Annotated in this window: 19 protein-coding genes; 13 read left to right on the plus strand and 6 right to left on the minus strand. The window is 66.2% G+C overall.

All coding sequences use genetic code 11. The annotated features are described in order from the left end of the window. The first annotated feature begins 17 nt into the window (after positions 1–17). Both C1926_RS00760 and C1926_RS00765 read left to right on the plus strand, forming a co-directional pair. Positions 18–1,043, plus strand: a complete 1,026-nt coding sequence (locus tag C1926_RS00760) for an NAD(P)H-dependent glycerol-3-phosphate dehydrogenase (protein ID WP_108757940.1) — start codon at positions 18–20, stop codon at positions 1,041–1,043. 111 nt (positions 1,044–1,154) lie between these two features. Continuing rightward, positions 1,155–1,829 (plus strand): Ivy family c-type lysozyme inhibitor, encoded by a 675-nt coding sequence (locus C1926_RS00765; protein WP_108757941.1) that lies wholly within the window; start codon positions 1,155–1,157, stop codon positions 1,827–1,829. Positions 1,830–1,872: 43 nt separating this feature from the next. On the opposite strand, the gene C1926_RS00770 is transcribed toward C1926_RS00765, so the two are convergent. From C1926_RS00770 to C1926_RS00780, 3 genes are read right to left on the minus strand one after another with little or no spacing between them, the layout of a single operon-like run. After that, complete coding sequence (locus C1926_RS00770; RefSeq protein WP_079224706.1) at positions 1,873–2,151, minus strand: hypothetical protein; 279 nt, start codon at positions 2,149–2,151, stop codon at positions 1,873–1,875. A 26-nt stretch (positions 2,152–2,177) separates the two neighbouring features. Then, entirely contained in the window at positions 2,178–2,678 is a 501-nt protein-coding gene (locus C1926_RS00775) for a hypothetical protein (RefSeq protein ID WP_108757942.1), read from the minus strand. A gap of 20 nt (positions 2,679–2,698) precedes the next feature. Further along, on the minus strand, positions 2,699–3,337 hold the full coding sequence (locus C1926_RS00780) for a hypothetical protein (RefSeq protein ID WP_216822039.1): 639 nt from the start codon (positions 3,335–3,337) through the stop codon (positions 2,699–2,701). Between the two features lie 22 nt (positions 3,338–3,359). Here C1926_RS00780 and C1926_RS21395 point away from each other — a divergent pair, with 22 nt between their 5' ends. Together C1926_RS21395 and C1926_RS00785 are read left to right on the plus strand one after the other, a co-directional pair. Next, positions 3,360–3,617 carry a hypothetical protein gene (locus tag C1926_RS21395; protein WP_159095014.1) on the plus strand — a complete coding sequence of 86 codons (258 nt, stop codon included), beginning with the start codon at positions 3,360–3,362 and terminating at the stop codon, positions 3,615–3,617. A gap of 39 nt (positions 3,618–3,656) precedes the next feature. Next, entirely contained in the window at positions 3,657–4,376 is a 720-nt protein-coding gene (locus C1926_RS00785) for a GNAT family N-acetyltransferase (protein ID WP_108757944.1), read from the plus strand. An 80-nt stretch (positions 4,377–4,456) separates the two neighbouring features. Here C1926_RS00785 and C1926_RS21690 read toward each other — a convergent pair whose 3' ends face one another. Further along, positions 4,457–4,906, minus strand: a complete 450-nt coding sequence (locus tag C1926_RS21690; protein WP_216822040.1) for a hypothetical protein — start codon at positions 4,904–4,906, stop codon at positions 4,457–4,459. A 128-nt stretch (positions 4,907–5,034) separates the two neighbouring features. Between C1926_RS21690 and C1926_RS00795 the strand changes: the two genes are divergently transcribed. Further along, positions 5,035–5,493, plus strand: a complete 459-nt coding sequence (locus C1926_RS00795) for a hypothetical protein (RefSeq protein WP_159095015.1) — start codon at positions 5,035–5,037, stop codon at positions 5,491–5,493. Between the two features lie 41 nt (positions 5,494–5,534). Here C1926_RS00795 and C1926_RS00800 read toward each other — a convergent pair whose 3' ends face one another. After that, positions 5,535–6,560, minus strand: a complete 1,026-nt coding sequence (locus C1926_RS00800) for an LLM class oxidoreductase (RefSeq protein WP_108757946.1) — start codon at positions 6,558–6,560, stop codon at positions 5,535–5,537. A gap of 10 nt (positions 6,561–6,570) precedes the next feature. Beyond that, positions 6,571–7,206: a glutathione S-transferase family protein gene (locus C1926_RS00805; RefSeq protein ID WP_108757947.1), complete on the minus strand. Its 636-nt coding sequence runs from the start codon at positions 7,204–7,206 to the stop codon at positions 6,571–6,573. 245 nt (positions 7,207–7,451) lie between these two features. On the opposite strand from C1926_RS00805, the gene C1926_RS00810 reads away from it, so the two are divergent. The 8 genes from C1926_RS00810 to C1926_RS00845 all read left to right on the plus strand — a co-directional run bounded on the left by C1926_RS00810 (position 7,452) and on the right by C1926_RS00845 (position 16,853). After that, positions 7,452–8,369, plus strand: coding sequence for a LysR substrate-binding domain-containing protein (locus C1926_RS00810; protein ID WP_108760596.1), 918 nt, complete (start codon positions 7,452–7,454; stop codon positions 8,367–8,369). Positions 8,370–8,492: 123 nt separating this feature from the next. Beyond that, complete coding sequence (locus C1926_RS00815; RefSeq protein ID WP_254057353.1) at positions 8,493–8,975, plus strand: hypothetical protein; 483 nt, start codon at positions 8,493–8,495, stop codon at positions 8,973–8,975. A 3-nt stretch (positions 8,976–8,978) separates the two neighbouring features. Then, positions 8,979–9,347 (plus strand): hypothetical protein, encoded by a 369-nt coding sequence (locus C1926_RS00820; protein ID WP_108757949.1) that lies wholly within the window; start codon positions 8,979–8,981, stop codon positions 9,345–9,347. Positions 9,348–9,453: 106 nt separating this feature from the next. Next, complete coding sequence (locus C1926_RS00825) at positions 9,454–12,036, plus strand: excinuclease ABC subunit UvrA (RefSeq protein WP_108757950.1); 2,583 nt, start codon at positions 9,454–9,456, stop codon at positions 12,034–12,036. A 61-nt stretch (positions 12,037–12,097) separates the two neighbouring features. Beyond that, entirely contained in the window at positions 12,098–12,547 is a 450-nt protein-coding gene (locus C1926_RS00830; protein WP_159095016.1) for an SMI1/KNR4 family protein, read from the plus strand. Between the two features lie 163 nt (positions 12,548–12,710). After that, entirely contained in the window at positions 12,711–15,704 is a 2,994-nt protein-coding gene (locus tag C1926_RS00835) for a TonB-dependent receptor (RefSeq protein WP_108757952.1), read from the plus strand. A gap of 170 nt (positions 15,705–15,874) precedes the next feature. Further along, complete coding sequence (locus C1926_RS00840) at positions 15,875–16,204, plus strand: hypothetical protein (protein ID WP_108757953.1); 330 nt, start codon at positions 15,875–15,877, stop codon at positions 16,202–16,204. Then, positions 16,176–16,853: a hypothetical protein gene (locus C1926_RS00845; protein WP_159095017.1), complete on the plus strand. Its 678-nt coding sequence runs from the start codon at positions 16,176–16,178 to the stop codon at positions 16,851–16,853. The genes C1926_RS00840 and C1926_RS00845 overlap by 29 nt, the downstream gene beginning before the upstream one ends. Positions 16,854–16,910: the final 57 nt, after the last annotated feature.

Genomic DNA, 16,910 nt, shown 5'->3' on the forward strand with positions numbered 1-16,910 from the left:
CCGCCGCGACGTCACGGATGAGCACTACCGCTGACAAGATCGCCGTGCTGGGCGCTGGTTCCTGGGGAACCGCGCTGGCCACCCTGCTTGCCCGGCACGGTCATCCGACCGTGCTGTGGGGGCGCGATGCCGCCGTGGTCGAAGCCATCGACCAGCGCCACGAGAACCCGCGCTACCTGCCGGGCATCCCGTTGCCGGACAGCCTGCGTGCGACCACCGACATGGCGGCCGCCCTGCAGGATGCTGCCTGGGTGCTGGTGGTGACGCCGTCGCACGCGTTCAACGAGACCGTGCGTGCGCTGGCACCGCTGCGTCCGGCCGGTGCCGGCGTGGCGTGGGCCACCAAGGGCTTTGAACCCGGTTCGGGCCGCTTCCTGCATGAAGTGGCGCGCGAGATCCTGGGTGACGACGTGCCGCTGGCCGTGGTCACCGGGCCCTCGTTCGCCAAGGAAGTGACCCTGGGCCTGCCCACCGCCATCACCGTGCACGGCGACGTGCCGGAGTTCGCGCAGACCGTGGCCGAAGCCATGCATGGCCCGGCGTTCCGCGCCTACACGGGCGATGACATGGTCGGTGCCGAGCTCGGCGGCGCGATGAAGAACGTGCTGGCCGTGGCCACCGGCGTGGCCGATGGCATGCAGCTGGGCCTGAACGCCCGCGCCGGCCTCATCACCCGTGGCCTGAACGAGATGCTGCGGCTTGCCGCGGCGATCGGTGCCAAGCCGGAAACCCTGATGGGCCTGGCTGGCCTGGGCGACCTGGTGCTGACCTGCACCGGCGACCTGTCGCGCAACCGTCGCCTGGGCCTGGCCCTGGGCCGTGGGCAGACGCTGCAGGATGCCGTGCGCGAAATCGGCCAGGTGGTGGAATCGGTGCAGACCGCCGACGAAGTGATGCGACAGGCGCACCGCCATGGCATCGACCTGCCGATCTCCGACCGCGTGCGTGCCGTGCTGCACGGCGAACAGACGCCTGCAGAAGGCCTGCGCGCACTGCTGGCGCGGGAACAGAAGCCGGAATACCCGGACACGCTGTTCAAGTGAATCGAAAAGCCCCGGCCACGCGCCGGGGTTTTTTTTTGCGGGTTCAACCCGGCGGAATGCCGGCGCCGCGTAGAATCCCTCCGTCGCAGCCCACACACCCAAGGACAGGGAATGCAATCCCGCAATATTGGCCTCTCATGGATGATCGCGCTGCTCGCCGCGTGTTCGCAGGCGCCGGCACCGCAGGCCGGTAGCGAGCCCACGCCCGCCGCTGAAGCCGCAACCGATGCAGCCGCCGCCACCGCCACGGCGGTCGAACCCGAACCCTCCGTTGAAGACGGCGTCGACCCGTCGGTGTGGGACAACGAGGGCGAGCCGGAACAGGAAAGTCCCGGCGCGGAACTCACCTGCAAGGACAATCCGCTGGCCACCCAGTTCTTCACCCTGGTAGGCGGCAACACCGTGGATGACTGTGGGCGCAAGGACCCGAAGGTGCTGGCCGCATTCAACGCGCTGATGCAGAACACGGCAGCCGCCGAGGCCAGCAACAAGGAGATTCCCTCGCTGCGCGAACGCCTGCTGAGCGGCCCCAGCGGCCCCGGTGAGCTGGAGACGCTGCAGGGTGAGCCGTGGTGGTTCTACAGCGCCTGCCAAGCCCACGATTGCCCGGGGACCGCGCTGGCGATGCTGTACTCGCCCGGGCAGTCGAAGATGGTTGGCCGCCTGACCGCGCGCTGCCGCGTGTGGTGGCTGGGCGAGCCCACCGCCGCACAGCGTGAGCTGATCGAGCAGCGGCGGCCGCTGGACGATGCTGCGTTGACGGAAGACAGCGCGCTCTGCGAGTGACGCAGCGTTGGCGCCGGGTCACGCCCGGCGCATCGCGGGTGGTTCAGTCGTGCGGTTCCGTGCGCCACGCCATGCCGGGTGCAGGCCGCAGGGCGGTCATGCCCGGCAACAGGTCCGAGATCCCGGAAAGTTCAGGATGCTGGTGCACGACCCTTTGCATGGAAACGACGCGCGCCTGGGATGGATCGGCTTCGGTGCCATCGAGGAACGCCCAGGAGTGATCATCGGCATAGTGCGTCACGACCAGGACGGGACTGCCGTCCAGCACGGCCTGGCAGGTGATGCACGCTACGTTCGGGGCCTGATCGAATGTCCATTCCATCGTCGCGTTTTCCACGTGTATATCGCTCAACCGTCAAGCTGCTCAGCAAGCATTTCAGCCTGCTGCGCGTAGAAGCGGGCTGATACTTCGTTCTTCTGCGCTCTGAACACCGCACTCGCTGCGCGAGCGGCGCTGGCAGCGGTGGTGAAGGCATCGGCGCGGTCCTGCCAGGGGTTGTCATCGTTGGATACCAGATCGCCGTCTTTCCAGCGGCCCAGCACAAAGCCGCCCTGATCGTCCCGGCGGGTATCGATGACGCCGATGACCGGCACCCCGTTTTTAAGTTCGCCGTAGAACGCCTCGCCCGCGACCGTTCCATCGCGACGGCGCAATACGCCCAGGCCGGTCGCTTTGCCGCCGGTACAGTCGCCGATCCAATAGGTCGGCCCCGAGGGCAGGGAGCGGGGCGCCTTGAAGCTGCATCCGCTCGCGGGGTCCTTTGCCCAGCCCGCGTCCGGCATTTCCTGGCTGGCGACCGAAGAGGTAAAGGCCAGCGCAAACAGGGCGCTGAGGAGGGCAGGTTTCATGTCAGATCTCCTTTCGACATTCAGCGGCAGGGGTCTTCATCGGGCGAAGCGTTGGGGTAAGGGCAGGGAAGGAAGCCGATGTTGCCCAGCTCGGCAAGATTGGTCTGCATGGGGCCGCCGGGCACCTGCCATCGGCCATCTTCCTTGACCGCGCCAAGTTCGGCGTGCTGTTCGTGGTCGATCAGCCGGGCAAGGAAGGGAAATACCGCGCGCATGTCACTGCGCAGGGCCCACGCGGGAGGATCCACGATGCGATAGCGGTAGCGCACCACGCCGTCTTCGCCGCGGCTGATGCGGGTGATCTGCTTCCGGCCAAAACAGAGGTAGGGCGACGGCGGGCTGCCAGGACCGATCGCTTCCAGCTGCAGATAGGGCTTGCCGGTTTCGGTAATGGAAATGCGTGCCTGCGGCGTCACGTTGGCACGGTTCACCACCGGTTCGCGTCGAATGAGGTCGGCGGCGATCAGGGCCTCAATGCCGGGGCTGGCGAGATGTTCCGCGCTTTGCTCGATCGGCCACTCGGGTGCCACCAGCACCGCGCATACCTTCGAGCCGTCCATCTGGGCGCGCAGGTCAGCGGTGATGGATGCCGCGTCATCGCGGGTACCGCACGCGGCCAGTACGAGCGGCAACATCGCAGCGCACGCAGTGCGCATCATGGTGCGGCGAACAGGGTGCCTCATGGCGCAGTCTCTCCTTGCGAAATTCCATTTTCCCGCCGCAGGCGACCAGGGATTTGTGAGCTTCGTCGCAAATGCTTTGGCTGTCTTATTGAATCTAGCATGTCAGGCTCGCGGCCACGGCAAGACCGGCTTCCACCGTGAGGTCTGCCCGCTGTGCAGCGCACCGCGCCATCTGGAGTCCGGCATACTCGGCGGATACCTGCGCCCGACTGTCGGCATTTCACTCAAGCCGATGTTGCTTTGCGGCGCAGCTTGATTCCAGCGTTTCGGACGACCGCAAAGAAGGAGCGCAACGATGTGTCAGTGGAATCCTGCCGTTGTCTCCCATTGGGATGGGCTGTTCGACGCCGGCATCCGCGTGCCGACTGCAGGCGACTTCAGCCTGGTGATCAACCCGCATCTCACCGCCGAGCGCCGCGCAATGGTGATAGTGAATCCGCATGGCAGCACGCGTGCGGCACTGTCTCCCTCCATTGCTTCGGCCCTGGGAATCGCACCGGACAGTCTGCCGGTCTCACTGCAGGGGCTGCGCGAGGCCCTCGGTGCTGCCGGCGTCGAGATGCACGCGCCCGATGTCATCTACTACGTGGCAGCTGCGGGCGCATCCACGACGCAAGCCGGCACGTTGCCCGAGGTGCGCGTGCTGAGGCCTGACGATGCAGCGCTGTTCGACGGCTTCATGGCACAGGTGCCTGCAGACGACCAGGACGATGCGTCCGTGGAACTGGGGCACTGGGCGACCTTTGGCGCGTTCGTCGAATCGGAGTTGCTGGCGGTCTCCAGCCTCTACCCCTGGGGCGGCGTGGCAATCGCCGATATGGGCGTGCTGACCATGCCGAGAGCGCGCGGCAAGGGCCTGGCAAGGTCGCTGGTGCACGCCATGATTGAGTACGCCAGCGAGCGCGGACATGAAGCGCAGTACCGCTGCCAGTTCGACAACGTGGCTTCGAATGGCCTTGCAGAGTCCCTCGGGCTGACGGCGTATGGGATGTGGGAAGTCGCCCGCTCGCCATAGGGCTGCCGCGATCACAGCGCGGCCAACTGTCCGTTCGTCGCGGGAACGGCGCACTGCAGGCGCGAGCGAACTGCCCGGCTTCAACCAGGCCCGGGCAGGTCAATGCTGGCCGCGCGGAACATCTTCGAAACGCGCGCCGCGTAAGCACGTGCACTGGGCATTCGAATCTTCCTCAGGTAGGCGGTGATGTCAGACGATTCGTCACGCAGGACAAGGTATTCGACCAGGTGGCCAATGGGCATATGCAGGTTGGCCGCTTCATTGACGATATTGTCCGCACCGCCATCTGCTTCTGAGAAGGCAACGAGCTTCTGCGCGATGTAGTTGAACGTCTGGAGGCGTTCGGTTGTGATCAGCTCACGCAATGCGATGGGCGTGATACCGGCGTGCTCCAGCCAGCCTTCATGCAGGGCTACGATCACCGGCTCCACTGCAGCGTCGTGGTCGAAGCGCTGGTGCTCGAGATGCGCGTCCAGCGCGAGCACGTAGTCGCGATAGACAGCAGAGGCGAGAAGATCCTTCAGCGTCATGGGACATGGCCTTGGAAAAGTCCGGTTATAGCGAAACGGGTCGCCATGGGCAAAGCCCCCGCACTGTGGTTCGTGGATAATGCGCGCAACCGGGGCCCATGGGTCCGTCTGACAGGGAGTCGGATGTCATGCTCGATTGGCTCAAGCAAATCTGGGAAGGTCCCGTTGTCGCAACAGCGGAACATCCCCTCTTTGGCCCCATGGAACTCACCAGGATTCGTGGCGAGGAAACTTGGGAGGCCGAGTCCGTTCCCGTTGGAAACCACACAGTCGCCGTGTACTTCAGCACCTCCGGTTCTCAGTTGCCCTCGGACGCCCAGATCCGGTTCCTGCAGGACACGACACGCGATGTGGAGGCGGCGTTTCAAAAGGCTGCCAGCGTCCTGGCGCCTGCGTACGAGGAAATCCATGGGCCGCTGACGACGTCCCTGCGCGAGAAGTTCCAGTTGTCTGGCATCGAGGTCCCGTTGGATGGCAACCCAGCCCGTCCATGGATGCTCCAGTTCGAAACCGTCAGCGGTCGCTATGCGTTGTTCACTGTCTACTTCCAGGATGGGGTGGCGGTGGACGTTCAACATGACAGCTGACGATATGACACCCCAGGATCAGGACGGTCCCGAGCCGCGTCCTACCAGTCCGGCGACCGGCCCGGCATTCCGGCAAACGCCGGGAACAAGGGCAGCACCTCTTCGGCAATCTCCTGGATGACCTCGGCGGCAGGCCGGCGTGAGTACTGGATGCCGAGCGCGGCGTGATTCACGCCTGCCGCACGCCAGGCGTCCAGCAGGGCAATCAAGCCCTTCCGGCCGGTACGCAGCGTGTGGCCGCCCTGCAGCGGAACGCGCGGGTGGTTGGCATCGTCCACCAGATCCAGCCATTCGTTGGTGATGTGTGGCCGGAAGCCGCCGTCGGGAATCAGCGATCGCCACGCCCGGATCTTCGCCGCCAACCGTGCGGGCCCGTGCGCGTCATGCGTGCTATCCGGGTATGTCAGCCATCCATCGGCGTGCTCGGCAATCCACGGCAATGGCTGGCGAGCGCCGCCGGTCACGATCAGGGGAATGCGCGCGGTGGGCGGGGGCAGCAGCTGCAGGCCCTGGTCCGTCCACGCATGGCCGGCGCGGCTGCCGTCGGCGGGTTGCCACCATCGGCGCATCGCCGGCAATGCCTCGGCAAAGCGCTCACCGCGGGTGGCGTGCTCGATGCCGTACGCGGGGAACTCCACCGCGCGGTCGCCTGACGCCGTGCCCAGCACCAGCCGCCCGCCCGACAGCACGTCCAGCGATGCCGCCGCTTTGGCCAGGTCAACAGGGTTGCGCAGCGGCAGCACGACACTGCCGGTGGCCAGTGCCACCCGCTGTGTACGCGCGGCGAGCCACGCCAGATAGGTGAAGGGATCGAAGACCTGGCCGGCATCGCCGAACATCGGATCGAACAGGGGCACGTCTCGCACCCACACGGCAGCAAAGCCGTGGCGGTCGATGGCCTCGACCAGGCGGCCTTGCCCTTCCAGGGCGCGCATGTCGCCTTCGTAGAAGCGCAGTGGCAGGAACATGCCCAGGGTCAGTTCACCCGCGCGGAACATGCGCTGGTAGCCAGCGTGGTTGGTGAACGCAGGCGCGGATGCGCCCGTGGTAGAGAGCGTCGATGTCATGGCGTGTCCTTCAGGGGCCGGTTGCAGGTTCGGGAATGCGCACGCCGCGTTGCACGGCCGGCCGCTTGCCTACCTGCTGGTACCAGCGCCACAGGTTGCGATGGCGACGGAAGTCGATGTCGATGAGCTCGGCGATATGCAGCCAGGCGAAGTGGGCGATATCGGCGATCGAGTACTCCGCGCCGGCAAGATAGACGTGGTCGGCAAGGCGAGCGTCCAGCACGCTGAACGCATCCTCGCAAAGCCGCTGGTAGCGTTGCACGGCGGGCAGGTAGCGTTCTTCGGCGAAGTGCTCGAAGTGCACGCGCTGGCCCAGGATGGGCCCGACGCTGGCGGCATGGAACATCAGCCAGGTGATGGCATCCCAGCGTGCGGTGGGCGCACGCGGCAGCAGGCCCTGACCGTGTTCGGCCAGGTACAGCAGGATGGCTGCCGACTCGAACACCACCTGGCCGCGTGCGTGATCCACCAGGACCGGAATGCGGCCGTGCGGGTTGAGGGCAAGGAACCCGGGGCTGCGATGCTCGCCCTGGTCGATGCGGACATGGCTCACCTGGTAGGGCAGGCCAAGTTCTTCAAGCGCGATGCTGGCCTTGAAGCCGTTCGGCGAGCTGTCGGTGTACAGATGCAGGGAAGGTGCGGACACGTTGGTTTCCGGTGATGGGCGCAGGCACGATGCAGGTGCGCCACCGTTGCTGAGGTGGCGCGTGGGAACGGTGCTGCAGCAACCGGACCAACAGTCTAGGAAGCCTGTGCGGGCTACGGAAACGAGTTGTACTGCGCGTGGAAGTGAGCTGCGCTGAACTCTGCGGGCGCGCCACGACAACTCGCGCTGCGCTCGCTATGCTGCCGGCGCGTGGCCCATGCATGGCCAGATCGAGGAGAATGTTCGTGGGTGCAGTCCTGCCCTTGCTGGCCCTGCGGGCCTTCGTGGAAACCGGCAGGCATGGCAGCTTGACCGCGGCCGCCAAAGCCATGGGCGTAACCCCGGGAGCAGTGAGCCTGCAGCTCAAGCAACTGCAGGATCGACTGGGCGTCTCCTTGTTCGATCGCACGCGCCATGGCGTGGTGTTGAGCGCCGCAGGCGCGCGCGTGCATCCACAGCTGCTGCAGGCCTTCGACCAGATCAGCAGCAGCCTGCAGGTGCTGGAAAGCAGCCGCGCACGCACGACGCTGCGCATCAGCGCGGCACCCAGTTTTGCCGCGCAGTGGCTGGCGCCGCGCCTGGCCGGTTTCAGTGCCGCCCATCCTTCCATCGATGTACGGCTGGATGCCAGCCCGCGGCTGATGGATCTGCGCGCTGATGGCGTGGACGTCGCCATCCGGCATGGGCTGGGCGCCTACCCCGGGCTGCAGAGCGAGCACCTGCTGGCACCGGTGCTGCTGCCGGTGGCCAGCCCTGCGTTGCTGGCGAGGGTGGCACCGGCCACCACGCCGCAGGACTGCCTGCGCCTGCCCCTGCTGCAGGACAGCGAGCGCAGTGACTGGCGGCTGTGGTTCCAGGCGCTGGGCCTGCCGTCCAACGATCAGCTGGAACGCGGCCCTGCCTTCGACGATGATCTGCTGCTGGTACGCGCCGCCGTGGCAGGCCAGGGCGTTGCCCTGGTGCGTGACATCCACGCGGCGGATGAGCTGGCGGACGGGCGCCTGCAGGTGGTCGTACAGGCGCCGTGGCCGCAGGCGTTTGCCTACTACGCGGTGACCCGCGAGGACGTGCCTGCGGAGCGGGTGGAAGGGGTAACGGCGTTCATGGACTGGATGCGCGGCGAACTGCGGACGGCTGGCACCGGTCATGCGGCAGCTTGTTAGCCGGGCCGGGCCACCCTAAGATCACGCCGTATCAAGGGGAAGCCCGCCAAGCGGTGCTTCGTGGGCACGTCGCATCGCCGGCGCCAAGGGCCGGATACCAGGTAGCCGAATGCCATGAGAAGAATGTCCGTGATGCTGCTCGCTCTGGCGCTTGTGGCGCCGGTGGCTGCCGCTGCTGGAGGCCCTTCGGCACCGGTGCTTCTCAAGCGCATCGCCAGCGAAGGCGGGCACAAGGTGCTGTGGGATCTCTGGGACCACCCGCGGCAATTCGACCAGGTCATGTCCGGCATCGAGTCAGGTGATCCTTCGTGGCTCAAGGTTGCGGCTGCGCTCAGGCCATACTCGGATGCCGGCGCCTCGCTGTCCCTCACCTACGCGGTGGCGCGCGCGCTGCCTAAAGCGCCGGAGAACGTGTTGGCCTTGACCCAGCAGGGCTTCAAGATCGATGACATCTGCACATCGCCGTTCATCGAGCCGGAACCGGGCGTTGCCGAAGCGTATGAGCGGGAAACGCTCAAAGCGCTCGCCACGGTGAAGGGCGCTTCGCTTGCACCTGTTGCAGCAGAGTGCGCCAGGCAGGTCCGGCCTGGCATGGACGCCAGGTAGGGCATGGGCATTTTTCGCCGTCGGCTGATCTACGTTCAAGTACACCAGGACCACTTCCTGCTTCGCGTTGTGGGTGAAGGCAGAACCATTCGCCGGCAGTGCCATGCACTGGGTAGTCGCGAGGGTGCGACGAGAGACTTTTCCGCCATCCGACGTCAGCTCAAGGCAGCGTTCTCGGAGATGAAGTCCGGATTCTCACTTCTCAAGCCGTGGGCGCTGCTGCACTTTGACCCCATCGCGTACCCGGTGACCAAGCAGGAACTTGCAGCGTTCCAGCTCGCTGCCGTGCGCAGCGGGGTGGGCTTCTGCTGGCTCTCCACGTGGGAAGCGCCGCATGAAGACAAGGATCTATTGTCCATTTTCAAGCGGTGATCCACGCAACCGGGCGCGCGCTCACCCACATTCACCCCGCAGCGGCGAGAATGCATCACCGGGCACGCGTTGATGCGTGCCATTCACTGCCCGCAGGATCGCGAAGATGTCCAACACTCCCTTTGGCGAATCGTCATGCGCTGCCGCCGCCAGTGGCTGCGTCGAAGTTCGCGGTGCGCGCGAGCACAACCTCAAGAACATTGATGTCTCCATTCCGCGAAACGCGCTGGTGGTGTTCTCCGGCGTCTCGGGCTCCGGCAAGTCATCGCTGGCCTTCGGAACCGTGTATGCGGAAGCGCAGCGACGCTATTTCGAGTCCGTCGCACCTTATGCGCGGCGCCTGATCGACCAGGCGGGCGTGCCCGACGTGGATGCCATCGACGGCCTGCCGCCGGCGGTGGCGCTGCAGCAGCAGCGCGGTGCCAGCAATGCGCGCTCATCGGTGGGCAGCGTGACCACGCTGTCCAGCCTGGTGCGCATGATGTATTCACGCGCCGGGTCCTACCCGGCCAACCAGCCCATGCTGTACGCCGAGGACTTTTCACCCAATACGCCGCAGGGCGCCTGCAGCACCTGCCACGGCCTTGGCCACGTGTATGAGGTGACCGAGGCGCTGATGGTGCCCGATCCTTCCCTCAGCATCCGTGAGCGCGCCATCGCCTCCTGGCCACCAGCCTGGCACGGCCAGAACCTGCGCGACATCCTGGTCACGCTGGGCTACGACATCGACGTGCCGTGGAAGACACTGCCGAAGAAGGCCCGCGACTGGATCCTGTTCACCGAGGAGGCGCCGAGCGTGCCGGTCTATGCGGGCTTCACCCCCGCCGAGACCCGTGCCGCGCTCAAGCGCAAGCAGGAGCCCAGCTACATGGGCACCTACACCGGGGCGCGCCGCTACGTGCTGCACACGTTTGCCAATACCCAGAGCGCACTGATGCGCAAGCGCGTGTCCCGCTACATGGAGGGCAGGCTGTGCCCGGCCTGCGAGGGCAAGCGGCTGAAGCCCGAGGCACTCTCGGTCACCTTCGCAGGCGTGGATATCGGCGAGTTCGTGCGGATGCCATTGGACCAACTGGCGGACCTGCTGCAGCCGGTTGCCGAAGGTGATTTCAGCGCCTACGGCACGCGTGCCCGCGCCGGCCGGAAGGCAGCACTGTCGGAAGAGAAGCAGCTTGCGGCGCAGCGCCTCGCAGGCGGGGTGATGGCGCGCGTGCGCCAGCTGCGTGGCCTGGGCCTGGGCTACCTGTCACTGGATCGCGCGACGCCGACGCTGTCGGCCGGCGAACTGCAGCGTCTGCGGCTGGCCACGCAGTTGAGCTCGCTGCTGTTTGGTGTGCTGTACGTGCTCGATGAGCCATCGGCGGGCCTGCACCCGGCCGACAGCCAGGCGCTGTACGACGCGCTGGAGCGACTGCGTGACGGTGGCAACTCGGTGTTCGTGGTCGAACACGATCTGGAGCTGATGCGCCGCGCGCAATGGCTGGTGGATGTGGGGCCGGAGGCGGGCGAGCACGGCGGGCGCGTCCTCTACAGCGGTGAGCCGGAAGGGTTGCGCCAGATCGAGGATTCCCGGACGGCGCTGTATCTGTTCGACCGGGTGGCGGCGCCTGCCAGCCGGCAGCGCAGTGCCTCGAGCTGGCTGGAGCTGAAGGACATCCACCGGCACAACCTGAAGGGCGTGGACGCGCAGGTGCCGTTGGGCGTGCTGACCGCAGTGACCGGGATCTCCGGTTCGGGCAAGTCGAGCCTGATGGCGCAGGCGTTGCCCGAGCTGGTGCTGCTGCACCTGGGCCACGAGCCTGCAGAAGACACTGCAGATGCGCCGCCGACAGATGGCCCCACGGTGATCGAAGCAACACGCGGCCGGCTGGCCGGTGATGTGGATGCCCTGCAACGCGTCGTGCAGGTGGACCAGAAGCCCATCGGCCGCACGCCGCGATCCAACCTGGCTACCTACACCGGGTTGTTCGACCACGTGCGCAAGCTGTTCGCCGCGACGCTCACCGCGCGCCGCCGCCGCTTCGACGCCGGGCGCTTCTCGTTCAACGTGGCCAAGGGCCGCTGCGAAACCTGCGAAGGCGAGGGTTTCGTCAGCGTCGAACTGCTGTTCATGCCCAGCGTCTACGCGCCGTGCCCTACCTGCCACGGAGCGCGCTACAACGAGGCCACGCTGAAGGTGCTGTGGAAGGACCGCAACATCGCCGAGGTGCTGCAGATGACGGTGGACGAGGCGCATGCGTTCTTCAGCGAGGAAGAGGCCATTGCGCGCCCGCTGCACCTGCTGCGGGACATCGGCCTGGGCTACCTGCGGCTGGGCCAGCCCGCCACCGAGCTCTCGGGTGGCGAAGCACAACGCATCAAGCTGGCCACCGAACTGCAGCGCAGCCAGCGCGGCCGCAGCCTGTACGTGCTGGATGAGCCCACCACGGGCCTGCACGCATCGGACGCGGACCGGCTGATGGTCCAGCTGCAGCGCCTGGTGGATGCGGGAAACACGGTGGTGATGATCGAGCACGACATGCGCGCGGTCGCGCAGGCGGACTGGGTGATCGACGTCGGCCCGGGTGCGGGCGGGGCGGGCGGCACCATTGTGGCGAAGGGTACGCCGCACCAGGTCGCTCGGGCCAAGGGCAGCAGGACCGCACCCTTTCTTGCGAGCGAGCTGAAGCGTGCGGGTGGTTCCGCATGATCCGATGCCCCTCAGTGCGTGGGATGATCGTGGTCGGACACGCATCGTTGAGGGAACGCCCGTGATCAAACTGATCGGCATGTCGCCGCGGGTGGATGAGGCGACCCTCCAGCGCTTCAACGCGCTGTTCGATGGCAGGGTTCCGCCGGCGATGCTGGCGTTCTACCGCAGCGCCAACGGCGGTTATCTGCGCGAAGAGGGCGAGGATGCCGACCCGACCGGCGTTGCCTGCCTGATTCCGTTGGGCGATGACCCGATGTGCATCGAAGGCCTGTACCAGGGCTACATCCAGGGATTCCCGCATCTGGCCCGGTACATACCGTTCGCTGACGACAGCTTTGGCAACTGCTACCTGCTTTCACTGCGTGACGAGGATTACGGCAGCATCTACCTGCACCTTCTCGACGAAGAGGAGCTGATGCTGATCGAAGACTCCTTCGAGGAGCTGATGCGCGGGCTCGAGATGCGCCAGGACGCAGCAGGAAGGCAGGCTCCGGCTGCTGCCACGTAGCGGGGCGGGCATGAAGGCGCTTCCGGTATGGCCATCGGCCAACAGTACATAACCACTGGGCATTTCTGCATTGGGGCGCGAGCGGGGTTAATGAATGTGCAATGTCTGGCGCGCCCGTCGTGGCGCGCAGGCAGCGCTTCCCCCACTACCCGTACGCCCCACGATGACGACAGCTCGTTCCTCACTGCGCCCGCGATTGCTGGCGTTGGCGGTGTTGCTTGCCACCGCGTCCCCCGCACTTCATGCGCAGTCCACCACCGGTGCGATCGCCGGCCTGGCCCCTCCCTCCGCACAGCGCATCTTCGTCCGCAGCGATACCGGCCTCACCCGTGAGGTGACGGTGGATGCGCGCGGCCGCTACACCATCAGCCAGCTGCCGCTGGGCCGCTATTCCGTGGAGGCGCGCGACGCCGACGGCAAGGTGCTGCAGACCCGCGAGGGCGTTGCGCTGACGGTGGGCACCAGCACTGAAGTGTCGTTCGGCGAGGTGACCCGCCTGGATGGCGTGCAGGTCAGCGCCGATCGCGCGGCCGCCGCAATCGACGTCAGCAGCGTGGATTCGCGCACGGTGATCACCGCCGAGCAGCTGCAGCGCCTGCCGCTGGGCCGCTCGGCCGAGGCCATCGCCCAGCTTGCGCCGGGCGTGGTCGGCAACGGTGGCAACGGCAGTTACGCCGGCCCGACTGGCGCGCAGCTGGTCAGCTTCGGCGGTTCATCGGCGGCCGAGAACGCGTACTACATCAACGGCTTCAACAGCACCGATCCGCTGCGTGGCCTGGGCGGCCTGACGCTGCCCTATGGCAGCATCGACCAGCAGGAAATCTACACCGGCGGCTACAGCGCCAAGTACGGCCGCTCCGATGGCGGCGTCATCAATGCCGTGGGCAAGCGCGGCACGAACGACTGGCACTTCGGCGGGCAGTTCACCTGGGAGCCGGCGTCCACGCGCTCGGACAAGGATGATGTGCGCTACCCGGGCGACGGCGCGCTGTACTCGCCGGAGAGCAAGGACCGCGAGTGGGTGACCACCCAGAGCATCTACGCCGGCGGCCCGCTGATCGAAGACAAGCTGTTCTTCTTCGGCTCCTACGAGCTGGAGCGCCGCGAAGGCACCGACGTCAAGAACGTCGAGGCGACCAATTCCTACTCGAAGTATGAGTACAACCGTCCACGCTGGTACGCCAAGCTGGACTGGAACATCACCGACAACCACCTGCTGGAACTGACCGGTGCGTCCAGCCGCAATGTCTTCCGTGGCGACATCTTCGCCTACGACTACGACACGCTCACCCGTGGCGCGCAGCGCGGCAAGGAAGACACCACCAAGACCGGCGGCGACCTGTGGACGGCCAAGTACACCGGCTACCTGACCGACCGGCTGACGGTGAGTGCGCAGTACGGCGAGATGAAGACCGATGACTACATCGGCAACCCGGCCTACGACGGCGGCCTGACCTACATCAACAGCGCCAACCTGCAGAATCCGGCACTCAACGGTGGCACGCCCATCACCAACGCGCAGACCACCTCGCTGCTGGTCGATCCCGCGCGTGGCAACCGCAGCAACAACCTGCGCCTGGATGCGAACTATGTGCTGGGTGATCACAGCATCACGGTGGGCATCGACAACCAGAACGCCCGCGCGCTCAACCGTGGCTCGGTGGCCTCGGCCGATGGCTACTACTGGATCTACGGCCAGTCCAACCCGAACGTGCCGATCAACACCGGCCTGGGTGTGCCGGCCACCGGTGGCATCCGCAATGGTGCAGACGGCTACTACGTGCGCCAGTACATCTACAGTGCGCTGGCCTCGGTACGTGCTTCGCAGCGGGCGCAGTACATCGAGGACAACTGGCAGGTGAGCGACCGCCTGCTGCTGAACCTGGGCCTGCGCCTGGACCAGTTCACCAACTACAACCGCGACGGCGATGCGTACATCAAGCAGACCAGCGGGCAGTGGGCGCCGCGGCTGGGCTTCAGCTGGGATGTCGGCGGCGACGGCCGCTTCAAGGTGTTCGGCAACGTGGGCCGCTACTACCTCGCATTGCCGCTGAACCCTGCGTTCAACGCAGCCGGCGCAACGCTGGCGACGTCCACCTACTACACCTACGGCGGCATCGACAGCAACGGCTACCCGACCGACCTCACCGCGTTCTCCGATGCGGTGTCGTCCAACAACAACTACGGCCTGCTGCCGGACGCGAAGACGGTGGCCACCTCCGGCATCAAGCCTTCCTTCCAGGATGAGTTCATCCTCGGCTTCACGAAGGCACTGGGGCAGGACTGGGTGTACGGCGCGAAGGCGACGTACCGTGTGCTGCGCAGTGGCGTGGACGACTACTGCGATATCGATGCGGTACTCGGCAAGGCCAGCAGCCTTGGTTACAACGTCACCAAGGACAGCAATCCGGTCAGCTGCTGGCTGATCAACCCGGGCCGCGCCAACACCTTCAACCTGGTCGACACCAGCGGCAATTACGTGAGCGTGCCGCTGACCAATGCCGAGATGGGCTTCCCGAAGTTCAAGCGCAACTACTACGCGGTGAACCTGTCGCTGGAACACCCGTTCGATGGCCGCTGGTATGGCCGCGCCGACTACACCTGGTCGCGCAGCTACGGCACCACCGAAGGCCAGCTGCTGTCGGGCATCGGCCAGACCGCGGTGTCGACCACGCAGGCCTGGGATTATGCCCAGCTGATGGAGCACACCAACGGACCGCAGAGCAACGACCACACCCACCAGTTCAAGCTGCATGGCTACTACCAGCTGACGCCGGAATGGCTGCTCTCGGCCAACGTGCGGGTGATTTCGGGTGCGCCGTTCAGCGCGCTGGGTTCCTATGGCCCGGACTTCGAAGATCCCTCCGGCTACGGCATCGCCTACCACTTCTACAACGGCCAGCCGGCGCCTCCGGGCAGCCAGGGGCGGCTGCCGTGGCTGAAGCAGCTGGACCTGGGCGTGTCCTATCGCCCGGCCGCGGCCGATGGCCGGCTGGGCTTCAACCTGGATGTATTCAACGTGTTCAACAGCCAGGTGGCGCTGTGGAAATCGCCGTACTCCGAGCTGGACCCGGGGCAGCCTGACCCGCTGTACGGGGCGGCGACAGTGCGGCAGGCGCCGCGCTCGCTGCGGGTGAGCGTGAGCTACGACTACTGAGGGAGAAATGCGTGCGGGTAGGGGAGGGAACCCCTGCCCGAACGCGAACGCGAACGGAGAGATCGGGTGCAGGCCCTGTGCGGGCATGGCAGTATCCGAAGAACGGCAGCTACGATCCTGGTGCGTGGTGAACGCCGCCATCTGCCCATCTTCGAGTGGAAGGAACCCCGGTGCGCGAGAGAGTCATCCGCTTCAATGAAGCCCAGGCACAGCGATTCTGTACCCGGTTGTGGCTTGAGCTGACCGTGGCAGGTCGAAGTCTCTGGTCGGACCCAGACCTCTCCCCGGCAACGCAGCTCAACGGCCTGAAATGGGTGAATGAGATCCAGCACCGCGTCTGGGGTGCCTATTCCTGCCCTGGCGAGGGAAAGCTGGCTGTCCTGCTTGAGCAGATCGTCGCAGCCTGTGAGCAGGCTCCCGAACTGGGAGCGGCGCTGCGGAGTGCCCTGGATCGGGCGGTGGACGCTTCGGATGACGTCGCCGATGCCCAGCATCCATAAATCGACCGTACTTCGCCTGAGCGTTGCAGGCGCCGTCCTTCTGGCCGGCGTGGTCGCGTATCCGTTCGCCCGGAACAGCTGGCAGGATCTGCAGTCTCGACGTCTCCAAGAGCGCGAATTCGTCGCTGCGGATGACCTCGACCAGCAGGCCATCGTGAGGGCGCTGCTGATCCGGGAGCTTGCCATGGTGGTGCCCTGTGCACCGTCAGTGGCCTGTCCTGCGCCGGTCATCCACTTCGACCGGAATGCGGCAACGCTTCGCCCGCTCAGCGGCACCGGGCCATGGACGGCGTACGAGGTGCGATCTGCGCTACCGATGAGGGCCCTGGTCGATGCCGGGGATGCATCACTGCCGCCACCCCTGCGGGAACTGCTGCAGCGGCTGGTGCAGCGCTCAGCAGTGAACGCAGACCCGGCATTGCCGGGCATCGTATATGTCAGCGACCCCGCACTCCTGCCGCCGCTGGGCACGCCCCACGCCTGCGACGGGCCGAGGGGTCCGATGCTGGTGAGGATCAGCAGGGCGGCCGTGCAGGCCTCACAGGGGGTGGCATTGGCGCTTGTGGTGCCGACCTACTGTGATCGAAGTGGAAACACGTGGGTGGCGAGGCTGCAGCGAAATGGCACGCAGTGGCAGGTTGTCGAGTAGCCCAGCGGTGATGCTGCCGCCGGGCGTGGCCCGGCGCTACCGTGGTTGGAAGCGATG

Origin of the sequence: Stenotrophomonas sp. ZAC14A_NAIMI4_1 (assembly GCF_003086915.1) — a bacterium.
GTDB lineage: Bacteria > Pseudomonadota > Gammaproteobacteria > Xanthomonadales > Xanthomonadaceae > Stenotrophomonas.